This is a genomic window from Desulfoluna butyratoxydans, assembly GCF_900699765.1.
GTDB classification, from domain to species: Bacteria; Desulfobacterota; Desulfobacteria; order Desulfobacterales; family Desulfolunaceae; genus Desulfoluna; species Desulfoluna butyratoxydans.
This window is the reverse complement of the sequence record NZ_CAADHO010000016.1, coordinates 62,086-81,264: the sequence shown is the minus strand read 5'-3', so window position 1 is coordinate 81,264 and position 19,179 is coordinate 62,086. Positions and strand designations below refer to the sequence as shown.

The 19,179-nt window shown below is 49.8% G+C and carries 26 protein-coding genes and 1 tRNA gene; 9 read left to right on the top strand and 18 right to left on the bottom strand.

The features are described from left to right. Window positions 1-45 precede the first annotated feature (45 nt). Window positions 46-942 (bottom strand): GPO family capsid scaffolding protein, encoded by an 897-nt coding sequence (locus tag MSL71_RS25575; RefSeq protein WP_180147128.1) that lies wholly within the window; start codon window positions 940-942, stop codon window positions 46-48. Between the two features lie 161 nt (window positions 943-1,103). Between MSL71_RS25575 and MSL71_RS25570 the strand changes: the two genes are divergently transcribed. Genes MSL71_RS25570 through MSL71_RS25560 form a run of 3 tightly spaced genes read left to right on the top strand, consistent with a single transcriptional unit; the run spans window position 1,104 to window position 4,176 of the window. Next, a complete protein-coding gene (locus MSL71_RS25570) occupies window positions 1,104-2,855 on the top strand; it encodes a terminase large subunit domain-containing protein (protein WP_180147125.1) in 1,752 nt (583 codons plus the stop codon). Between the two features lie 16 nt (window positions 2,856-2,871). Continuing rightward, entirely contained in the window at window positions 2,872-3,897 is a 1,026-nt protein-coding gene (locus tag MSL71_RS25565) for a phage portal protein (RefSeq protein WP_180147122.1), read from the top strand. Window positions 3,898-3,921: 24 nt separating this feature from the next. Then, window positions 3,922-4,176 carry an Ogr/Delta-like zinc finger protein gene (locus tag MSL71_RS25560; protein ID WP_180147118.1) on the top strand — a complete coding sequence of 85 codons (255 nt, stop codon included), beginning with the start codon at window positions 3,922-3,924 and terminating at the stop codon, window positions 4,174-4,176. 62 nt (window positions 4,177-4,238) lie between these two features. Here MSL71_RS25560 and MSL71_RS25555 read toward each other — a convergent pair whose 3' ends face one another. The 16 genes from MSL71_RS25555 to MSL71_RS25480 form a co-directional block, all read right to left on the bottom strand. Continuing rightward, window positions 4,239-4,532 carry a helix-turn-helix domain-containing protein gene (locus tag MSL71_RS25555; protein WP_180147115.1) on the bottom strand — a complete coding sequence of 98 codons (294 nt, stop codon included), beginning with the start codon at window positions 4,530-4,532 and terminating at the stop codon, window positions 4,239-4,241. Further along, window positions 4,529-4,852 (bottom strand): type II toxin-antitoxin system RelE/ParE family toxin, encoded by a 324-nt coding sequence (locus MSL71_RS25550; protein ID WP_180147112.1) that lies wholly within the window; start codon window positions 4,850-4,852, stop codon window positions 4,529-4,531. Before MSL71_RS25550 ends, MSL71_RS25555 begins: the two co-directional genes overlap by 4 nt. A 160-nt stretch (window positions 4,853-5,012) precedes the next feature. Continuing rightward, the gene (locus tag MSL71_RS25545) at window positions 5,013-6,401 is read right to left on the bottom strand and encodes a sialidase family protein (protein WP_180147109.1); all 1,389 of its coding nucleotides are present in this window, start codon (window positions 6,399-6,401) and stop codon (window positions 5,013-5,015) included. Window positions 6,402-6,509: 108 nt separating this feature from the next. Then, window positions 6,510-7,058: a hypothetical protein gene (locus MSL71_RS25540; RefSeq protein WP_180147106.1), complete on the bottom strand. Its 549-nt coding sequence runs from the start codon at window positions 7,056-7,058 to the stop codon at window positions 6,510-6,512. A 187-nt stretch (window positions 7,059-7,245) separates the two neighbouring features. Continuing rightward, entirely contained in the window at window positions 7,246-7,767 is a 522-nt protein-coding gene (locus tag MSL71_RS25535; RefSeq protein WP_180147103.1) for a hypothetical protein, read from the bottom strand. 764 nt (window positions 7,768-8,531) lie between these two features. Next, window positions 8,532-9,311: a DUF6602 domain-containing protein gene (locus MSL71_RS25530; protein ID WP_180147099.1), complete on the bottom strand. Its 780-nt coding sequence runs from the start codon at window positions 9,309-9,311 to the stop codon at window positions 8,532-8,534. Window positions 9,312-9,386: 75 nt separating this feature from the next. Continuing rightward, window positions 9,387-9,662 carry a hypothetical protein gene (locus MSL71_RS25525; RefSeq protein WP_180147096.1) on the bottom strand — a complete coding sequence of 92 codons (276 nt, stop codon included), beginning with the start codon at window positions 9,660-9,662 and terminating at the stop codon, window positions 9,387-9,389. A gap of 92 nt (window positions 9,663-9,754) precedes the next feature. Continuing rightward, window positions 9,755-10,852, bottom strand: coding sequence for a type I restriction endonuclease (locus MSL71_RS25520; protein WP_180147093.1), 1,098 nt, complete (start codon window positions 10,850-10,852; stop codon window positions 9,755-9,757). 317 nt (window positions 10,853-11,169) lie between these two features. Further along, complete coding sequence (locus MSL71_RS25515; protein ID WP_180147090.1) at window positions 11,170-11,307, bottom strand: hypothetical protein; 138 nt, start codon at window positions 11,305-11,307, stop codon at window positions 11,170-11,172. Between the two features lie 117 nt (window positions 11,308-11,424). Beyond that, window positions 11,425-11,955 (bottom strand): hypothetical protein, encoded by a 531-nt coding sequence (locus MSL71_RS25510; RefSeq protein WP_180147086.1) that lies wholly within the window; start codon window positions 11,953-11,955, stop codon window positions 11,425-11,427. Continuing rightward, window positions 11,949-12,914 carry a hypothetical protein gene (locus tag MSL71_RS25505; protein WP_180147083.1) on the bottom strand — a complete coding sequence of 322 codons (966 nt, stop codon included), beginning with the start codon at window positions 12,912-12,914 and terminating at the stop codon, window positions 11,949-11,951. The genes MSL71_RS25510 and MSL71_RS25505 overlap by 7 nt, the downstream gene beginning before the upstream one ends. A 16-nt stretch (window positions 12,915-12,930) precedes the next feature. Then, window positions 12,931-13,176, bottom strand: a complete 246-nt coding sequence (locus MSL71_RS25500) for a hypothetical protein (RefSeq protein ID WP_180147080.1) — start codon at window positions 13,174-13,176, stop codon at window positions 12,931-12,933. Between the two features lie 82 nt (window positions 13,177-13,258). After that, window positions 13,259-13,513: a hypothetical protein gene (locus tag MSL71_RS25495; protein WP_180147077.1), complete on the bottom strand. Its 255-nt coding sequence runs from the start codon at window positions 13,511-13,513 to the stop codon at window positions 13,259-13,261. Then, the gene (locus tag MSL71_RS25490) at window positions 13,506-13,715 is read right to left on the bottom strand and encodes a hypothetical protein (RefSeq protein ID WP_180147074.1); all 210 of its coding nucleotides are present in this window, start codon (window positions 13,713-13,715) and stop codon (window positions 13,506-13,508) included. The genes MSL71_RS25495 and MSL71_RS25490 overlap by 8 nt, the downstream gene beginning before the upstream one ends. A gap of 90 nt (window positions 13,716-13,805) precedes the next feature. Then, window positions 13,806-14,294, bottom strand: a complete 489-nt coding sequence (locus MSL71_RS25485; protein WP_180147071.1) for a phage regulatory CII family protein — start codon at window positions 14,292-14,294, stop codon at window positions 13,806-13,808. Between the two features lie 122 nt (window positions 14,295-14,416). Next, on the bottom strand, window positions 14,417-14,611 hold the full coding sequence (locus MSL71_RS25480) for a helix-turn-helix domain-containing protein (protein WP_180147068.1): 195 nt from the start codon (window positions 14,609-14,611) through the stop codon (window positions 14,417-14,419). Window positions 14,612-14,674: 63 nt separating this feature from the next. On the opposite strand from MSL71_RS25480, the gene MSL71_RS25475 reads away from it, so the two are divergent. From MSL71_RS25475 to MSL71_RS25455, 6 genes are all read left to right on the top strand, one after another. Then, a complete protein-coding gene (locus tag MSL71_RS25475) occupies window positions 14,675-15,139 on the top strand; it encodes a hypothetical protein (protein ID WP_180147065.1) in 465 nt (154 codons plus the stop codon). Between the two features lie 86 nt (window positions 15,140-15,225). Next, entirely contained in the window at window positions 15,226-15,756 is a 531-nt protein-coding gene (locus MSL71_RS27005; RefSeq protein ID WP_425484462.1) for an XF1762 family protein, read from the top strand. After that, window positions 15,756-16,748 (top strand): hypothetical protein, encoded by a 993-nt coding sequence (locus MSL71_RS25470; protein ID WP_180147060.1) that lies wholly within the window; start codon window positions 15,756-15,758, stop codon window positions 16,746-16,748. The genes MSL71_RS27005 and MSL71_RS25470 overlap by 1 nt, the downstream gene beginning before the upstream one ends. 313 nt (window positions 16,749-17,061) lie before the next feature. After that, window positions 17,062-17,385 (top strand): helix-turn-helix domain-containing protein, encoded by a 324-nt coding sequence (locus MSL71_RS25465; protein WP_180147057.1) that lies wholly within the window; start codon window positions 17,062-17,064, stop codon window positions 17,383-17,385. A gap of 62 nt (window positions 17,386-17,447) precedes the next feature. Beyond that, the gene (locus tag MSL71_RS25460) at window positions 17,448-17,711 is read left to right on the top strand and encodes a helix-turn-helix domain-containing protein (RefSeq protein WP_180147054.1); all 264 of its coding nucleotides are present in this window, start codon (window positions 17,448-17,450) and stop codon (window positions 17,709-17,711) included. Between the two features lie 25 nt (window positions 17,712-17,736). Beyond that, entirely contained in the window at window positions 17,737-18,834 is a 1,098-nt protein-coding gene (locus MSL71_RS25455) for a tyrosine-type recombinase/integrase (protein WP_180147051.1), read from the top strand. Window positions 18,835-19,087: 253 nt separating this feature from the next. Here MSL71_RS25455 and MSL71_RS25450 read toward each other — a convergent pair. Continuing rightward, a tRNA-Leu gene (locus tag MSL71_RS25450) sits at window positions 19,088-19,174 on the bottom strand. Window positions 19,175-19,179: the final 5 nt, after the last annotated feature.

The window sequence follows — 19,179 nt, the reverse complement described above, 5'->3', positions numbered from 1 at the left end:
CGTTGGTGCTCCTCAAAAATATAAAAGGGTGTTCGGAAAAAGTGCCTACCAGAGGTTATCCTGCTCCCCCGCAGGGTTGGGGTTTTCCCGAAAATGAGTCCCGGGCACGCGCTGTTCCATGCGCTCGGTCATGGTGTTGAAGGCCTTCACCATGGTGTCCACGCTCGTCTTCAGCTCGGTGTACTGGGCCTCGCCTGCGGGTGCCGGGGTCTCGCTTCCTTCGCTTCCCCCGCCCTCCCCTTCGCCGCCTTCTCCTTTGCCGTCTCCGGCTGGGGGCGTCTTGAATGTCTCCATAAAAGTCTGCATGTTGCCGGCCATGGTTTCCACGGTCTGCTGGGTTGCCTCAAGGGTGCCCTTGACGGCTTCGAATTGCTCTTTGTTCATGGGGTCGTCTCCCGTCTCTTCCTCGTGGTTTTCGTCTGTAAAAAAATGGGCGAGCTTCTTAAAAAAGGTGGTCATGAAGCGGTCTTCGTCGCCCATAAACTCTTTGCTCAGATCCGGCACCTCCTCCCCCGCATACCGAGCGGTGAACTCCCGGCCCTTCAGCTTGGAGAACCGCATCTCATCCGTGCCCAGGGACGCGGGGGAATCGGTCATGGCCAGGCCCGTCAGATAGGTTTTGCCCGTGGCCGCAAAGTCTTCCGTCACCTCAATGGAAAAGTGGAGGTACTCCTCCCACACCTGGTTCATCTGAAGCAGGGACCGGCTCGGGGAGATCTTGGCGTAAAGCTTCACCACGCCGTCCACCTCTTCGGCCTTCAGCTCCCGCACCGATCCGTAGGCGGCGTAGCGCATGTGGTCGATCCAGATCTTGGCGGTGTAGGTGGCGGGGTTGTAGGTCTCGGCCATGTCGGTAAACCACTGGGGCTGAAGCACCCGACCGTCCACGGTGGGGCCGGAGGTGGCGACACATTTCCAATCAGTCACAAGGGAGGAAGGCATGTTTTTTCCTTGGTTGCAGGGGCGGTTCTCATGGGTTTCAAGTCATCAACACCCCCAACATAAGTGGCGGGAAAAGGACTGTACACGAAACCAATTCCGATTTTGGCGTTATCGGAATGGAAGTAAATCGGGCTTTGGGTTCGGGCTGGTATGCTCACGGCATGAGCCTTTACACACAGGAAATAAAAGACGCGGCCAAGCGCCTCTACCTTCGCCACCACACCCCCAAGGAGATCGCCGCCATCGTCAACGTGCCCCTGCGCACGGTGTACGACTGGCGCACCAAGGGGCAGTGGGACGACCTCCTCTCCACCGAAAGCGTAGAGGAGGCCATGGGCAGGCGCCTGGCCCTCCTCTCCGAGCGGGACGAAAAAACAAAACTGGAACTGACCGAAATGAACAGCCTGGTGGAAAGCCTGGTGAAGCTTCGGCACAGCCGCATGCTCATGGAAGGAAAGGGAGAACCCGGGGAAGGGTCAGAGGGGAATAAAAGGAAGGGCGCCTCCGGAGGGAAGCGCAAGCGGGGCAGAAAGAAAAACGACGTCACGGGCATCCAGGAAGACGACTTCAAAGTCAAGATGCACAAGTACTACTTCCGGTATCAGATGGAGCTTCGGGAGGCGCGGCACCACCGGTTCCGCATGCTGCTCAAGTCCCGGCAGATCGGGGCCACCTGGTACTTCGCCCAGGAGGCCTTTGAAGACGCCGTGCTCACGGGCCGGAACCAGATCTTCCTCTCGGCCACCCGGGCCCAGGCCGAGGTGTTCCGGCGGTACATCGTGGGCATCGCCCGCCAGCACTTCGACATCGAACTGTCCGGCAACCCCATCATTCTGCACACGGAAAAAGGCCCGGCGGAGCTTCACTTCCTCTCCAACAACTCCAAGTCCGCCCAGAGCCATACCGGCAACGTGTACATAGACGAGTTCTTCTGGATCCAGAAGTTCAACGAGCTCTACAAGGTGGCCTCGGGCATGGCCTCCCAGAAACGATGGAGAAAAACCGTCTTCTCCACCCCGTCCGCCGTCACCCATGAGGCCTACGACCTCTGGACCGGGGACCGGTACAACAAGCGGTTCAAGAAAAAGCGGGTGGAGTTCCCGGGGTTCAAGGAGATGCAGTCCGGCATCCTCTGTCCGGACAACGCCTGGCGCAAGATCATCACCCTGGACGATGCCGAGGCAGGGGGCTGCGATCTGTTCGACCGGAAGGACCTGGAGCTGGAGTACTCCCCGTCAGAGTTCGCCAACCTCTTCGGGTGCCAGTTCGTTGACGACACCTTCGGGGTGTTCCGATTCGCCGATCTGGAGGAGTGCGCCACCGATGTCTCCCAATGGAAAGACATGGACCCGTCCGCCCTGCGCCCCTTCGGCAACTGCCCGGTCTGGGGCGGCTACGATCCCTCACGCCACCGGGACGATGCCAGCTTTGTCATCGTGGCCCCGCCCTTGAAACCCGGCGGCACGTTCCGGGTGATCAAGCGGTTCAAGTGGGTCAATAAATCCTTTACCTGGCAGGCCGCCGAGATCAAGAAGCTCTGCGCCATGTACAATTTTACCTACATGGGCATCGATGTCACCGGCCCGGGCATGGGCGTGTTCGACACGGTGAAGACCTTCTATCCCCAGGCCACGCCCATCCACTACTCCGTGGGCAGCAAGACCCGCATGGTCCTGAAGGCCCAGGAGATCATCACCTCAAACCGTCTTGAATGGGACGCCCAGGAGACCACCATTGCCCACGCCTTCCTCACCATCCGGCAGACGTACACCCCCAACGGTCAGGTAACCTACTCGGCCAACCGCACGGACACCACCGGCCATGCCGACGTGGCCTGGTCCATCATGCATGCCCTGATCAACGAACCCATCAGCCACGACCAGGCGCAAGGCGCTTGCGTGGAAGTTTTATAATCCGGAGGCAATACCCATGGGAAAAAAGAGAAGAAAACAAAGAAAGGACCACATGACCGACCAGGGCGGCACCGCCGAGGCCTTCAACTTCGGAGAACCGACCCCCATCCTGGCAAGCCAGCTCCAGGACTACGTGGGCGTCTGGCTCCTGGACAACGGTAGCTATTACAGCCCCCCCGTGTCCCTGGCAGGCCTTGCCCGGCTTCGCGGGGCCAACGCCTACCACGGCCCCCTGCTGGAGTTCAAAACCAACATGATCATGCGGGCCTTCAAGGGATCGGCCGCGGTGCCCATGCTGCAGATGCTCCCCTTTGTCACAGACTACGTCACCTTTTTGAACGCCTACTTCCAGAAGGTCACCAACTGGATGGGAGAGGTCATCGCCCTGGTGCACCTACCCGCCATCAACATGCGCAGGATGAAGGAGCCAGGCCAGTACTGCATGCTCAACGTGAACGGCAGCCGCACGGACTTCCAGCCCGGGGAGGTGATCCACGTGAAGAACTACGACGTGGCCCAGACCATCTACGGTCTGCCCTCCTACCTGGGGGCCATCCAGTCCATGCTCTTGAACGAAGACGCTACCCTGTTCCGGCGGCGCTACTATCTCAACGGGGCCCACGCCGGGTACATCTTCTATTCATCCGCCGCCACCCTGGGGGACAAAGAGCAAAACGCCATCCGGGACGCCGTGAAGTCCACCAAAAAGCTGGGCAACTTCCGCAACCTCTACCTCCACGTGCCCAACGGCAGGGAAAAGGATTTCCAGATCATCCCCGTGGGGGACTTTTCCACGAAGGACGACCTGGAAAAAATCAAAAACATCTCCCGGGACGACATCATCGCCGCCCACCGCATCCCCCCGGCCCTGGCCAGCGTGGTGCCCACTGAAGCCCGGGGCGGATTCGGAGACATCACCAAGGCCGACCAGGTCTATGAAAAAAACGAGATCGAACCCATCCGAAAGATCCTCCTCCAGATCAACGACCATTTAACCGGCACCAGGCGGATAGCCTTTGACGAACCTGAATATGCACCATAAATTAAGGCTGAAAGGAATTAAGCCATGCGAATCAAATGCAATCGATGCGGCCAGGCCGCCACCATTCAGTCCAGCACCCAGATCTCCGACGAGTTCAAGCAGCTCTACTGCTCCTGCACCAACACCCTGTGCGGCCATACCTTCGTCATGGACCTGGCGTTTTCACACACCCTGTCACCCAGTGCGGTGGATATTCCCCCGGAGGCGTTGGAAAAGATCCGGAAAGGGGCGTCAAGGTGTGAGCAGAGGGAGATGTTTCAGGTGTTACAGGCGGGATAATGAAATAAAAAAACCCCGGTGCCTTGAAAGGCAACGGGGCTTTTGGTGGTGCAAAAATAGATTCAAGGGGTGGGGCGAAACTGAAGGTCCAAGGTATACCCGGCAGCTTCCGCGTAACTTTTCAGGGTAGACAGCTTGGGAGAGTGCTTCCCACTGGCGCTTTCGAGCCGGGAAATGTTGCTCTTCTTGGTCCCCATCCGCTTGGCGATCTCTTCCTGGGTGAGGCCTGCGGCCAGCCGCATCTCAATCAGTTTCCTGCGAAGCTCGAACTCAGGTGCCAGTTCATCGTAGGCTTCCTTGACTTCGGGGTTCTTCAGGGCCCTCTTTTTAAAATCATCGAAAGTCGGGCGACTCATGATTTCACCTCCCTCAGCCGACGTCTCGCCAGCTTCAATTCTTTGTTCGGTGTCTTCTGTGCCTTTTTCAAGAACGTATGGAGAATGATGAGCTCCTGCCCTTTCATGGCACAAAAGAAAGATCGCGCGTTTCCGTCCAGGGCCTTTGCCCGGATCTCATAAAGACCGTCTCCCATCTGGCGCACATGGGGCAAGCCGAGCATGGGGCCGTAGCTTTCAACCATCTCCATCTGGTGAATCAACTTGGCCTGGACTTTGGGCGGCAACTGGAAAATTTCGTCCCGCACTTTATCGCTGTAAAAGGTTACCGTCCATTTCATGGCTTTAATGTTATCATTTTTGATTACTTTTTCAAGGGAATTATTTCGAGATTACCGCTTTTGTCAAGAGTGTAGGTTTGACCCCGTCACGGGGAACAGATTAATCTGATCAAGAGTGTAAGTCTGCCCCCCTTCACTTTCACCTTGCTATGCTTAGTTTTCACTTTTTTATATAATTTATTATTAAACCTTCTTTAGACGACTCAGCAAGTGCCGAATTACCAATTATAAGTATTTTAGAATCATACTCTATTATTCCATTAACCCAGCAGCTTGAACTCTTTCCAAAAGGAAACCACGTCGAACCATTATTATTGCTCCAAATTAAATTCCCCCCTTCAGCTGAAAGAAAAGAGGATTCCTCAAGTTGCAAAATCCCTCCAACATTTCCCCAAGACTCTTCACCGGCCAGAATTTCCCATTCTTTACCCCCGTCTCGTGAGAGAAAAATCCTGCCACCTTTCAAGAATTGCCTACCATTCAGGTGAGTGTTTTTCCGAGACTTCCCATCCAAAGTTCCTGCCAATAAATCACCGTTGTGAGTTTCTAAAAAACAGTCTACGCCATAAAGTATAGAATCTTTGGGCATTTTTGAGTTGATCCAAGTGGCACCACCATCTTCTGAAAAAAATATACTAGCATCGCCGTAAATTGATTCTGTGCCGATGACTATCCGACCAGATGAATGCCTTAAGAAGGCATTAGCATTGTAATTAATCTCAGAAATACTATTCCATATTTTCCCTTTATCATTGCTAACAAATATTACACATTGAGGTTTATCCTGCGGTGTTTTTCCATACTTAACATCAAATCTTCTTGCAACAATCAACCACTTACTACCGGGCAATTCAGAGATGTAGTTTATTGAGCTTATATCGTATCCTAGTTTGAGTTTCTCCCAACTTAAGCCATCATCTCTTGATATTACTGCGCCCTTCCCATTTGTCCCCAAGCACATTTCGCCAGATTCAAACTGGTGTAAAAAGGAAACTCGCTCTGCATCGTTAATTTCAGGAATGACTACTTCATTCCACTTATCTCTTTCATGGTTAGACCTAAATAAGACATATGAATTATGAGATTGTTTATCAGTGCGGAATCCTCCAGCCCAAATCTGACCATCGTCTGTTATAATTGCACTGGAAATTTGTGAATGCTGAAAGAGAACTTTCCAATTTTCATTTCCATTTAATGAACATGAAATTTCCCCTATATCACTGTCCCTATGGGGGAAAACATTAACAGCTTTTTTAGGGGAAGATATAAATTGCCCTTCAATATTTAGCAAATATTGGCCTGGATGAATCTTTGAAAAAACAAAACGTCCATCCTCCCCTGGTACTTCACTATCAACTAAATTGCCATCGAGTTCAGTAAGCTTGAGACTATGGATTACTGACAACTTTACGTTTGGATCATTAACCTCAACAATTCCAATTATGCTTCCATTTTGTAAAGAATCCCTCCACATTTCCCAACCTAACGCGAAGGAAAAGATTGAAAGCACGCTAAAAAAAATACCTGTTATCATTAACATGTAGGGCATTCTTTATTCCTTTTTGATTTGAAAGGGAGAAGGAGACGGGGTCAGATCTACACACCTGACAAACTGATGTTTTTTGTCAAGAGTGTAGGTCTGCCCCCCTAACTCTCACTATAGGCGATTTACACCTGATAATTTTTCTATTAAGCCAAGCATACTTACGTATAGTTCCTTAGACGACACAAGCAGTTTCTCGTAAGCCTCTATAATATCGAATTGTTCTTCAAATACTTGAGCTGTTATATTGCAACTATCCTTCTTATACTTTGATAATTTATTGGTAAGACTCTCACCAATAAGAGGCTTGTATACTATTAACGCATTATCAATTTTTTCATCTAAAACCCTGTACAGTTCTGGGTTTAAATCCCTGACAATATCAGTTTTTTGGGAAGCATCATTATCAAGCGTAATTTCAATTTCTTCAATGACTTTTGATAAGGCATGGACCAAATCGATTATAATTGATTTGTTCATATCCCAGACCCTATCGCGTCTCTGTTTGCGTATTGAGTCATAGTGAATTGCCGTTGCAACGCAAGTAGCAATAGCTATGACTATATTAACTGATAAATTGGTGTCGAGATGAAAATCAGGACACACCAGATAGACAAAGACGATAGAACCACCTATAATTGCGCCTAATACTACTTTTAACATAGCCTTCCTTAGATTCATAACAATTGAAATCTGCCGTATGCGGTGAGGATTTCGGGGACAGATTACAAGAAAGGGTCAGACCTAAACTCTTGACAGAAAACATCAGTTTGTCGGATGTGTAGGCCTGCCCCCTTCACGCAGCTGAAGGAGCGTGTCAAATGTCAAGATGCGCCCCCCTTTCCATTAATTAACAGTGATTTATTTCTGTTGTAAAATAGGTTGCTATAATATCTAATACTTGCCCAGAATTATTTTGATTAGTAGCACAAAATGTAATTGTGACTTTGATTCTTTGGGATGATCCTTCATGAGAATAATATGAAAACTCCCAGACCAATGCACCTTTGAGCAAACCTTCTAGAGCAACGTCCTGATTCCTTACCCATGCATAGAATTTTTCATCTAACTCTTCATTCAATTTGAGATCGGAAGCTAATTCTTGAGACCGAAATGCGAATTCAATGTACCCATAATGAATACCGTTTTCATCATAACCACTTTCACACCCCAGAGTAAAAAATTTTCCATTCTCAGCATTAAACTGCAGTATTAAATTACGAAGTTCAGGAAAGGATCTTGCCTCAGAAATTTCATCTATTCTATACGGTTCTTTTAACAGATCAATACCACCGTTATTTGTTCTCCCATCCGAATAGTCTTTCCTATATGGGAACACCGTAAAACTATCATCATGAGTTGATATTTTCATACTATTTTAGCACCTTTCCGAAAATGCAATGGGGTCAGACCTACACATCCGACAAACAAGTTAATCTTGTCAATAGTATAGGTCTGACCCCATCGCCCTGTGATCACGTCAACAGAAAAATATCGTCACAAAGGAAGGGTCAAAGGAAGAGGCCGGGCCTACACACCTGACAAACAGAACAATCTTGTCAAGCGTGTAGGCCTGACCCCATTTCGCCCCATTTCGATTTCTTAGCCGAATACACTTAGGTTGATAGGCGACCAACAGCGTAGCTGACGCCTGCAGCCCATATTGTTTCTACTGCTGCACTGGAAATTTCTTTAATGCGCGCTATTAATGTTTTTCCCATAGACACCTCCTTATAATTATTGTTTCCCATGGTTGAAGAAGCCACTCGGATACTTAAGTACCTTAAAAGAACAAGAATAAGGACTACGGGCACAACAAACGCCCAGGGAATCGAACCCTGACCTACCTCCCCTACAAACCTAAATGCACTCAACGTTATAGATTACCTACTCTACTTATTACCTCCCAGATTTTTTTCTTTCGTTGGATTTCCTTTTTACACTTATGCGGCAATGCTTGTATTCAAATTTTTAATGCTTAATGGAACTTTTGTAGATTTATAAAGATCCATTATAAAGAAGGGTTCAGACCTACACATCTGACAAGCTGAAAATTTTTGTCATGAGTGTAGGTCTACCCCCTTCACATATCCATATCTGACAACCAAAGTAATCTTGTCAAGATTCTAACCTACCCTATTCGCCTATGCGCTGGCCTTCCGAGAATTCTGTAACTGGTATGCTTTCATACGAAAATCTTTTCCTTTGTTTCGTCTCTTTAATGTTAATCTCTTTAGAAACATTCGGAAACCATCTACTATCTACATGGTTAGGGCATACCTTCTGAAGAATATTATGAATAAAATAACCATATGACATTTCACGTAATTCATAAAAATGCCACCTATGATAATTTATACTTGAGGAGCTACTAGGATTATAATCCCAGTAGCGAATAAAATATGAATCTCCCAAACAGATTAAGTCTATTATATCACATGATGAATTAGTCGTAGAATAAAGGCATTCCAGCACATCACCAGAAACTATCCCACCACTTTCATATGAAAAAATTGAAAGAAAGCACTCTTCGTTGTCTCGAAGTATAGTACCTATTTTTTGCAATTTTGATATAGTCTCAAAGAGTTTGTATTTGTTCAATTGTGTTTTAACTTCAATAACACCCAGAACTGCTTCTGGACTTATGAAGACCAAATCGCCATCACGAAATAAAACTGGAGAATCAGCAGAATATAGCAGTACGTCAATTTGGCTCGATGTTTCGCCTGAAGATAGTATAAACCCACGACCAACACGTATATTTTCTGGAAGATTCCTCATCAAGACTGAGCGTATAACACTTTCTTTCCATTCTCCATCTGTCAACCAATGTTTATCCTCTATAAAATTTCTAACACGGTTTTTTAAGGAAGTTAGTTCGAGAGAAATTGACTTAAAATACATTCCCATATCCATACTTTTACACTCTTCCCCCCCAAAAATATCAACATACACTTTTGATCAAAAAGAACTAAGCGCTTTGATTTAAGGTTACTTCAAGTCCGTTGTGCAAATAAACGGTTTTTCTTCCCCTTTTAGGATTTTATCCCTTGCTATTCTTTCAAACACCTGCTTATTTTTGTAAAATTTTTCATCTATTTCTGATGTATCATCAAAATGAAGATCCCTTATAGACTCAACTGAAACATTAATGGTAATATTTTTACCGTTGTATTTTGCCCAAAAAACCAAATTTCCAGTCTTAGAGTTACGACCTATGTGATCCAAAAATTCAACAACTTCATTATTGCCGCTTAGACCTATCAACCATCACCTCTCTTTTTCCAATTAAGATCCACAAGTGATTCAATCACATGCTCATATACACATCGCGATGAAAACATCTTCAATACTGTAACCTACAGTCCTATCTCCTCTGGCTCCACATAAATTCCCACAGTCTCCAAAAGCTCACTGTCAAATTTAAAAATGTCGTCGAGGGTATCGATGGGATGGCGGGTCTCTTTCTTCTCTTCGTCGAACAGGCCGATATATTTCTGCTTGCCGTTGAAGTGGAGCCTGCATATGGGCTTGCGGTTGTTGTCTTCGAACAGGATCCCGAAGTAGCTTTGGGTGTCACGGTGGGCGACCTTCTCAGCAGGGACCCTCTGGCGGACGATGGCCTTGACGATGTTGAACCCTTCGATCTCCTCTTCGGTGGTGACGATCTTTGAGACTTTCTCGGGCTCGGGAGGCGTGTCATTTTCGACCACAACCGGCTTCTCGTTCTTGATCTGGACGTCGGGGCCGATGGCCGACTTGAGGCGGTCGTTGATGCTCTCGTTTAAAAACTGCTTCAGCGCCTTGGTCGTCATTTCCAAAAACTGGCTTTTGACCTTGGGGGTCAGCATGCCGTCGTAAACCCTTGAGGCAAAGAACCTGACGAACTCCTCCTCCGGTGATTCAAACTGCTTTCGCAGTTCTTTTTTGATCTGGTTGAGGTACTTCAGGTCACCGGCTGCATCCACGATGGACTCAACGTCAAAGGCCGACTTGGTAAGCTTCTTGACCTCAGGAACCACATACTCGTCGATGTCCTCCAGGTCGAGTGTAAGGAAAGGCTTGTCATCCATTACATTGGCTGCGTCGAGATCGGTGAAGAACTGGTACTTGGATCCGTTTGTGAGGATGGCCAGCCGGGCTTTGGTCACAGAAAAATACCTGTAGAGTTGTCCGGTATGTTTCTGCGTCAGGTTCTCACCGAATTTTTTGCACTCGATGAGGATCTGGACCTCATCATCTTTGACCAGGGCGTAGTCCACTTTCTCGTTCTTTTTCGTGGCCGTGTCTGCGGTAAACTCCGGCACCACTTCGTTGGGGTCGAAGATGTCGTAGCCAAGGACCGTATGGAGGAAAGGCATAACCAAGGCGTTTTTCGTTGCCTCTTCTGTCGCAAGGTTCCCTGCCACCTGTTCAATTTTCTCTGATAAACCTTGCAGCTTTTCCATGAATTCCATAATGTCCTCCGGGTGTTATTATGATTGACAGTGAGTGCAACGGGATCATTTACCAAACCCCTCACGTGGTATTTTATCCAGCAAACATATACCTAAACTCAACGAATCATCAACAGTATTCAAGCCATAAAAAAAAAGCCCCGACCTTCGCCGGGGCTTTTCATTTGGTTTCTTTGTATTTTTTTTCTTCGGGCAGATTTGTGAGAATGGTTGCCGTTGGGTCGTCTCAGCAATTTTTCTGGTAACCTTGGCCTGCTATGAATTTCACATAGTGTATTGTTTCAAGGGGTTGAGAAAAATCAAACCTGCTTGTTCCGTCAGTATTGACAATGGCCTGGGTACTCTCGTCTCAGGGTGCTGAGACCTTTCAGTTTGCCGCCCTCTTCCAGGCCTCGGTCGAAGAAGAACATGTGGACGTTGGCCTCGTAGATCTGGCGAGCGCGTGTCTGGCTCACGTTGAAAAGCCGACCGGCTTCCGCAAAGCTTTTGCCTCAGAGCACGGCGCGGGTGAGTCTGATGTTTCGGGTTTTCTGTTCTGGTTGGCCCATGGGGTCCTCCGTGGTTGTTTGGGTTCAGCCGTGCATGGCCGTGGGGGTGTTTGTGCCGATGGTCTTGACCATGCCCTGGATGAGGCCGCCCACGGCGGAGGGGCCTGAAATGATTTTTACCTCGTCGCATTTGCGGTGGGCTTTGTAGGCGGCGGCCATGTTGCGGAGGAACCAGCTTCGGTCGCTGTCCGGGGTGGCGCAGATGGACTTCCAGCCGAGCTGGGAGACGACCCGGTTTGTAACGGGGTCCTCGAAGACTGGGCAGGCATAGACACCGTGGCGCCGGATGGCGTCCCACACGAGGAGGGCCTGGACCGATGCCTTGTCGTCGGCGCTGCCCTCGATGGCCTCCACGAAGTCGGCGATGGTGGGCATGGTGGTGTACTTGCGGGTCCGCACGATCTGGAGGGCGGCGGCTTCGATCTGGGCCATGGTGTAGTTGCCCAGGGCCTTGAGCATGAATTCCAGGAAATGGGGTTCAAGCTGGACGCCGTAGTTCTGGCCGATGCCGATCATGGTTGTGGCAAAGTGTTTCCTCTCCGACGGGTTCAGCATGGCACCCCCAGGAACTCGGCGGCCACACGGGTGTTGTGGGCCAGAAGCTCAGATCCCTGGAGCCTGCCGGTTGGACGCATGGAGGGCTTGGGCGGAGGGCATGGGTGTACTTCGTCTTCCCAGCGCTGCCCGTTGATCCAGGTGACGGCATCGGGTGGGAACTCCCCGTAGGTGTCCCGGAGCCGGATGATGTCGGCGATGATCTGATCCGGGTTGTTGCGCTTGTGGCGCATGGCTTTCCACCAGGCATCGAAGGCTTTTCGCTTGTTCCCCTTCCTGCCCCTGCGGGCCGGGTACTCTGCCCAGAACGTTTCGAACGCGGGGTGGTAGGCTTTTGTGGGACGAGCTGAAAACTCGGACTTGGGTTTGGCTTGCTGGCTTGGCTCCTCTCCCGCGCCTCCGGCAGGAGGCAAAGGTTTTTGTTTTACGTTGGGAGATGGAGAAGGAGATGGAGAAGGAGTTGGAGCAGGAGCAGGCGAAACGCTGGCGTTTGGCTGGCGATCGCCAGCACCACCCATAACCCGGCTGGGTTCCAAAATTTTCCTGTACTCTTCTTTGGAAATGGCGTTCACGCCTTTTGCTTTCAGCTCGTCATACTTGGCACGATTCACCTGCGCCAATTTTGAAAACCTTGCTTTGTCGGCCCTGTCTTCTGCCGAGCACGCCCAGGGCTGATGCTCGCACCAGTCGTTAATGACGTATCCCATTTCGGGATCTTTGGCGAGCCAGTGGGTTTCCACCAGAGCGTCCACCAGCACCCTGGGATCTCCCATCCAGTTGCAGGCGTCGGCAATGTCTTCCTCGTCCCACCCGTCCAGGCAGCCGGAGGGCCTGTGTACTGCGGCCGTCAGCCACAGATCTATAAGGTACACCTCGGCCCCGACGCCCAAGAGGCGGACGAGACGCTTTCTTTTTCTGTGATCCTTGAATGCAATGGACAATCGAATATCTTGATTCATCTCAACCCCGATCAGCTTACTGTGCGTTACGTTCAAACCCGGCCAAAACAGTCTGGGCAAAAAGGATGTTCTCCGCTGTTTCTTTCATGATCCGCTTTCCGAGTTCGCCCCCTTTGCGGATCATTCGCCCTTCAACCGTCTTTTTTTCATCATTGATTTTTTCACAGACAAACAGGCTCTGCTTGTTCCGTGCCTTCAACTCCATTCCCAACTCAATACTTTGAATATCCATTTCAACCCTTTCAGTAGCCACTTCTTTCAAAAGTATCGCTGCCCGGTACCGACCACACACAACCCGGGCAGTTGAAAACCGTGTCCCTTTGATTCTGCTTTCCGTTCAGACTCTACCCGCGTTCCCCGGCTTCGATCATGGCCAGATCTTGCCGCATCTCTTGAAGCAGCATCCCGGCCTCCTCTTCGATGAGTTCGCCCCAGACCTTTGGCCCGGCGATCTGGGTCCAGCCGCCGCAAGGCGTGATCCTGACATCCTTCATCACCTCGTCCAGGGTGGCCACGATCTTGTGGCCCCAGGCCTCGATCCGTTCTACCTGATCTATGTGCTTGCCGAGCTTCATGGCCCGGGACCGGCGACTACACATAACGCCCCTCCGTCTCCAATCGGTTGATGCCTTCGGCGATGTCCGCCTCCCACTTCTGCCTGAGCCAGTCCATGTCCTCGGGCCGGAGGGTTTCGCCGCGGTCGAGGACGCCCATCAGATAACTGATGACGTGGGCCCCGCGTTCAAGGGTGCCCCGGATATCCTCAACGGTTCCTTCTGTAAATGTGATCTGTTTGCACATCGATCTCTTCCTGCTTGGTATCTGTGCCGATGGATGTGGCTCTCACCCCGACAAACATCGGCCCATATTCATTTCATTTTCTGTAGATGGTTATGCGTAAATAACGTCGAACTTGGCCTGCTCTGTTTTGATGGCCAGATAAAAGGAGCCGAACGCCTGGAGGGCTTCCCAGGTTTCTTTCTCGCAATCGGCCAGCTCGCCTTTGTCCAGGCGGTCGTCGTTGCTCAGCCCCTCGGCCAGGGCCTTGATGGCTTCGGCGGATTCTTTGGCCATGGTGGCGCAGTACTGCACCCAGCTCAGGGCGTTCATTTCAACCCCGGGTTCGGGGATGGGCAGGCTGATGCGACCAAACCGGCGGTTCATCTCGTCCAGGCTGGTGAGGTTTCCGGTTTCATCCAGAAGCACCATCCAGTCCAGCACCCCCAGCTTGTTGGTCCTGCGGCCAACGGATCGGGGATCCACATCTGCGTACAGAGTCTGGGGCCTGACGCCCAGGCGATCGGCCAGAACCTTGACACCATGGGCTTTCACATCACGCTGAATGCCCCCTAAAAGTTCAACGAATTCACTTTTGTACATGAGTCGCTCCGCTAATTTCCGGTTATCTATTCGATTTGAAAGTGAAATACTGTTGTTACAGCAAGCCGCCACTCAACTTTTTTTGCTTGCGTCACTCAACATTTATGGCAATATGGAACCACTCAACATTTGGGTGGCCAAATTTCCGAGGGTTTCTTGCCAAGGGTTTCAATAATCAAGCCCCTGACGGGTGAACTTGGATGCGAGCCAGACATGACATGGCTCACCATTGAGCGCGTAACCATCGCTTTTCTTGCAAGATCCACAGGGCGAACTCCCTTCGCCTTGAGGGCCTTTTTGATTTCATCTTTGGTCATGGCCTCCTCCTATGTTGATCTATCATCATTGAGTGAACTAAACATAATAGATCGGAACTATAGATGTCAACAGTCACGTTACATTTACAGACACTACAAGACCGCCTAAAATATCTGGTAGACCTTAAATCAGCCGGAATTGCAGCGGATTTTGCCAGAGCAATTGGCATTGCCCCAGCAACATTTCACACGTACATTAAGGGAAGATCTCCATCTGTTGAGACGTTAACAGGTATGCGAGACACGTTTTCAATAAATATAAACTGGCTGCTAACAGGTAGAGGAGACGTGTTCGGAGAAGAGGTCACGACGACTGAAAACACGCCAGAAGACCTTTCAATTGACCTTGAAGTCCTGCACCGCATTATCAAATGGGTGGAAGAAAGGCTGAAAAGCGAAGGAAAAGAGATGATCCCGGACAAGAAAGCCCGGTTTATTGCATTAGCATATGAATATTTCACATCCCCGGAGGATGGCAAAAATGTAGATGATAAAGGAATGAATCAACTTTATAGGTTAGTTGTATAACGAAAAAGCTATACGCTTAATTCCGGTTATCTAATCCTCAAATCAAACAACTGCATCGAAGACGGCAAAGATACTCAGCACGCCTCATGCTCCCAATTGCACAATCTAACCTGGAGAATCATTTGTCGAAACATTTAAAAGCCCAACCATTTACAATAAAAAAAGCTAACGAATTTATTAAAAGCTTTCATAGACACCACCGCCCGACAATACGAAATAATGGGCGATGGGCAATAGCTGCTATCGATAGCTCTAATGAAATTGTAGGTGTTGTCATAGCAGGAAATCCAGTCTCAGCGACCTATATGGATGGATTCACAATCGAGCTAACAAGACTATGCACGAAAGAGGGAGCTCCAAAAGGTACGGGTAGTTTCTTATTAAGTAGATGTTGTTCTATTTGGAGAACTATGGGGGGAAAGCGTATAATTACATATACACTTGAGTCTGAATCAGGGGCGTCTTTAAGAGGTGCGGGGTGGACTTTGGCCGGAACTGTCCCACCACATAATCGATGGCAGAACAAATCTAAGGCTGATGGAATCAAAAGAGCTGATCTCCAAATATACCAAATCAAAAAACTTCGTTGGGAAAAAACTTTTAAGGAGGTCGGATAGTGAATATCATTTGTGCCTTTAGCTCTGACAGTCGGGATCTTTACAAGGCTGATATATATCGAGTATTAGCACTTCCTAAAGGCCACCTAATCCACTTTAGGTATAAAAAGAGATATGTTGATGAGAATCTATTGAATTCACGTCGATATTTAAAACATCAAAAAATGGCTATTTTTTTCACCCACGGAAATTCAATAAATTGTGAAAACCCCGAGTTAAGGAATGAATCTATCAGATGGGCAAGGATTGTCCATACAGAAATTAGCAACGATACAGATGTTTTTCATGTATATATGGCACTACAAAATTTTTGTAATGTCACTATCGATTCAGGAAATTCTACCGAAAAAGCGCCACCACACAAATTTTTTTCAAAGCTACAATGCACAGTGACATCAAGGGATGATAATTGGCAAAGCAGAGTTGACTTGATTAAAGAGCACTTCCAAAATCTAACTTTTTTCCATCTAAAGCAAATTGAAAAAAAATACTGCAATGAAAAAATAAAATACTTTAACAATAACAAATCTTGTCGCTACGAGCTTACTCACGGAAATCGATATGTAATCAAAATGGCTATTGCCAACCCCCATAATTCAAACACAAAAATTAATATTTCAGATAGTAGTGACGAGATTTCAATTAATTGTATCAACCCTATGGAAACATCAATACCGCTCGATGATTATGATATCCCTATATCTGTAAAAACCCTTCAGGTAATGAAACAGGCTTCACTCCTTAAGTTTGAACCCATTAATGAGAATGGGCCTTTAGGTGAATATACAATCAACATTGAGCTTGATTTAAAGCTAAGCATTAAAAGACCCATAGTGTTTGGCATTTTTAGTGTCATCGCTTTCTGGGCAGTGTTAATCGCAAAAGCTAAACCTACTGATATTCTGTGGCCCCCACCTAATAATTTAACCATAGCTACAGTTATGTTCTTCATTTCTGCAAGCTCTTTGTTCTTTTGGTTCAACAAAAAATAACCCTCCCACAAAGGCATGATCGTTTTTTGACCGTTCCAATTGCGCCACAATCAAACCTGCGATAAATGGGCATCTCTTTTTTGGATACATCAAGATGTTGAAGACATGAATCGTGAAGCCAGAGAATTCAAACTCAGCCATAAAAAACCACCCCGGATGCCAGGGTGGTTTTTTTGTGTTGTCCCTGTCGGTATATTCGGCTACCTTGAAAATCTCTCACCCCGATAAACATCGGCCCATATCCGGTCCTTCCGGCATGGGCCTTTTGTGTTGGCCCCGGAAGGCGTTATTCGAAGCTTTAAGGGGAGAGATCATGACCCACACCATTTGCCACACCCAGGCCGCGGTTCGCGGCCCCAAATCCACCCTGCCCCTGGAGGAGATCCAGCGCCTCCTGGACGAGGGCCACAAGCAGACAGACGTGGCCCAACTCTTCGGCACCACTCAGCCCACCATCAGCCGCCTTTGCCGAAACACCCACTCGGCCGCGGCCAGGAAAAAACCCAAGGACGGCCCCATCTGCACCTGCTGCGGCCAGCACACCGTGGCCAAGGGGAACCGGTTTCTCTGTTCCTGGTGCTTCACCCACGCGGACACTGCCGGACCTGCGTTTTCCGAACACGCCCTGGCCTTCTGAACCGGGGACACCCCTTCAGACGGTCTATGGATAGATCCCCTCAATACAATGGAGTTGGTTTCATGGAGTTGACACACAGTGACATGGAGGCGATGGCGGCGGCCATCGCGGGAAAGGTGGCGGACACCCTGCGGGCGGAGCAGACCGTTCAACGGTGGCTCACCCTGGAGGAGGCGGTGGAGTATGCCAGGGCATCCAAGAACTCCCTGCGCCGCTGGATCGATGCCGGACACATCTATGCGTTCAGGCGCACGGGAAAACTGATCGTGGACAGAGAGTCCATTGACGCCTGGTACTCTTCAGAGATCATCAATTTCCCTACATGAATATAGACCTTGGACTCAGATTGACATGGCAGTAAAGCTCTCTTACCGTGTCTCCATGCCGAAACTGTGGAGACACCCCGACTACGACACGTTCTATGCTCTCTGGCAGGAGGGGCCGAAGCGACGACGCAAGGCCCTCTGCATGCCGGGATCCAGACGTGCCACCAAGGACCCGAAGCTGGCCCAGAAGCTGTTCACCCAGTTCACCCGGCAGCTCATGGCCGGGCAGGTGGCCGCCATCAAGACCGGTCACACCGTAAGCTTCGGGGCCTTTAAAAAGGAGTTTCTGGATTACGTGGAGACAAACCGGTCGGAGGGGACCTTCCTTGCGTACAAGCAGGGGATGGACAAGGCGTCCTCCTGCTGGGGAGATACCACGGACGTCAATCAGATCAGCACCCGCCACCTGGACAAGCTGGGCAGCGACCTGTTCCGGTCGGGCCTGGCCCCGGCCACGGTGAACAAACACTACCGCCACGTGAAGGCCGCCCTGAAGAAAGCCATGCAGTGGGAGTACATCGACCACCCCATTATTTTCCCCAAGCCCGTGAAAGAGCCCAAGAGCATCCGCTACATTCCCAAGGAGCACATGGCCCGGATCATGGCCCACATCGAGGAGCCGGAGTTCTACGACTTCTGCACCCTCTCCTGCTACCTGGGCCTGAGAAACGGCGAGGCCCTGCGCCTGACCCTAGCCGACGTGGACAACCCGCCCGACTACCTGCGCATCGTGCCCCTGCAGAAAAACCGGAAAGAATCCCGGGTGCCCATCAACGCCACGGCCCGGGAAACCCTCTCCCGATGCATGGCCCGGGCCAGGGAGAAGAAGCGGCAAAAGATCTTCCACTGGACCTCCCGCACCCACACCGGGCAAAAGTTCAAGCGGGCCGTCCGGGCCGCCGGGTTCGAGCACTACCGCTTCCACGACCTACGCCACACCTTCGCCTCCTACCTGGCCATGGGCGGCGCCAACCTCCAGGCCATCCAGGAGCTCATGCGCCACGAATCCATGGCCTCCACCCTCATCTATTCCAAGCTCTCCCCGGACCACCTCAAGGCCGCATCTGAACAGCTCTGCTTCACCCTGGGGCCCATGCCCTTCCCAACGGGTACGGATGAATAAGAAAAGATTTTGCCTCCGGCGGCAAGGGGATGATCCCCTTGACCCCAGGTTCCGTAGAGTTACCGTAGAGTTTTTGCGGAGCTTTTTTAAAGGAGAGGCCCGAGGGGCGTGGATGTCGTTTTTTTACTGTAACGAAACTGTAACGAAAAATGGGTCTATTTGGGGCTATTTGGCCACATCTGAAACGCAAAAAAGTTTCTTACCCATTGGCAAGAAACTTTTTTAAGATACCGAAATCATATGTTTAATTTTATGGTACCCGGAACGAGAATCGAACTCGTACAGCCTTGCGGCCGAGGGATTTTAAGTCCCTTGCGTCTACCAGTTCCGCCATCCGGGCAGAGC